The sequence below is a fragment of the Xanthomonas nasturtii genome (assembly GCF_001660815.1).
GTDB classification, from domain to species: Bacteria; Pseudomonadota; Gammaproteobacteria; order Xanthomonadales; family Xanthomonadaceae; genus Xanthomonas; species Xanthomonas nasturtii.
Genome location: NZ_LYMI01000081.1, coordinates 1 through 1531, shown reverse-complemented (window position 1 = coordinate 1531; position 1531 = coordinate 1). Strand labels below are relative to the sequence as shown.

Genomic DNA, 1531 nt, shown 5'->3' with positions numbered 1-1531 from the left:
GCCGCGTTTGCGGGGTGTTGCCCGGGTTACAGGCACACCGTCCCCACGACAGGCATCAACTGCTTTCGCTTCAGCCACAGATTCGACAGCGCAAACAGCGTCAGCACCTGCGCGGTATTCTTCGCCAAGCCGCGATAGCGCACCTTGACGTAGCCAAACTGACGCTTGATCACCCGAAACGGGTGTTCCACCTTCGCACGCAGGCTGGCCTTGGTGTGCTCCCAGCGCTTGGCCAACTTCAGTTCGCGTTTGTTCTTGATCTGCTTCAGCTTCGAGGGTTTCTCCGCGATCAGGTAGCGCAACTTGCGCTTGCGCTTCAGTTCTTCGCGCTTCTCCAGCCCGGTGTAGCCGCTGTCCCCGCACACCGTGTCCTCCTTGCCGTGCAGCAGTTTGTGCGCTTGCGTGATATCGGCTACGTTGCCCGCCGTGCATTCCACGTGGTGCACCAGCCCGGAGTCCTCGTCCACCCCGATGTGCGCCTTCATCCCGAAGTAGTACTGGTTGCCCTTCTTGGTCTGATGCATTTCAGGATCGCGCTCGCCTTCCTTGTTCTTGGTCGAACTGGGCGCAGCGATGATGGTGGCGTCCACGATCGTCCCGCCGCGCAAGCTCTGCCCCTTGCGCGACAGGTGCGCGTTGACCCGATTGAACAGCTTGCGCGCCAAATCGTGCCGCTCCAACAAATGACGGAAGTTGAGAATCGTCGTCTCGTCCGGCACCTCATCCAGCCCGCCGATCTTGGCGAAACGGCGCATCGACACCGTGTCGTACAGCGCCTCTTCCGCCGCTGGGTCGCTCAGTGCGTACCACTGCTGCAGAAAGTGGATGCGCAGCATCGTCTCCAGCGGGTAGGGCTGCCGGCCCGGCTGCCCAGACGTCGGATAGTGCGGCGCGATCAGCACCAGCAGACCCTTCCACGGCACCACCTGCTCCATCTCCGACAAAAACACCTCGCGCCGTGTCTGCTTGCGCTTGCCGTTGTACTCCGCGTCGCCAAAGCTCAGCTGCATCGAGATCGTCCGCTCGGTTCGTTGATCCATTGTGGCAGTATCAGATGGAGTTGTTCAGACCTTCCTTAATGCAGAATCACCGAGTCGCTTGCGGCAAGTCGCCAGCGGTGTTCGATTCTTGCATCGTCCGCACGGTAGCCCAGCGCAATGACCAGGGGGATGACTGCGCCTCTGGGTAGTCCCAACAGCCTGGCGACCTGGCTGGCCGAGAACCCCTCCATCGGGCAGGAGTCGATGCCTTTCGCGGCAGCGGCGAGCATCAGTGTCTGCGCAGCGAAGATGGCATTGCGCGCTGCCCAGTGGCGGCTACCTGGGTGGCCGATGGGCAGCAACGACAGGCTGGGACGTAGTGCCGTAACCAGGAGCAGCAGCGGGGACCACAGGATCGACGAGCCCAGGCCGAGGATCTTCTGGAACATTCCCAATTGCTTGCGATAGTAGGCTTTGGATTCGGCGGGTAGTTCGGATGCGCTTTCGACATAGGCGTGCTGTGCGGCGATCGTGCGCCTGCCCAGCGCAGG

At 61.8% G+C, this 1531-nt stretch carries 2 protein-coding genes; both read right to left on the bottom strand.

Features of this window, described 5'->3' with window-relative positions; translation table 11 throughout:
* Positions 1–26: 26 nt before the first annotated feature.
* Entirely contained in the window at positions 27–1010 is a 984-nt protein-coding gene (locus A7D16_RS20170) for an IS5 family transposase (protein ID WP_064635007.1), read from the bottom strand.
* A 65-nt stretch (positions 1011–1075) separates the two neighbouring features.
* The coding region (locus A7D16_RS20165) for a nitroreductase family protein (RefSeq protein ID WP_193395490.1) at positions 1076–1531 on the bottom strand (456 nt) is incomplete at its 5' end.

Bases quoted from the DNA above. Each gene is read 5' to 3' on its own strand.
- A7D16_RS20170 (WP_064635007.1), bottom strand. From the start codon at position 1,010: ATGCAGCTGAGCTTTGGCGACGCGGAGTACAACGGCAAGCGCAAGCAG.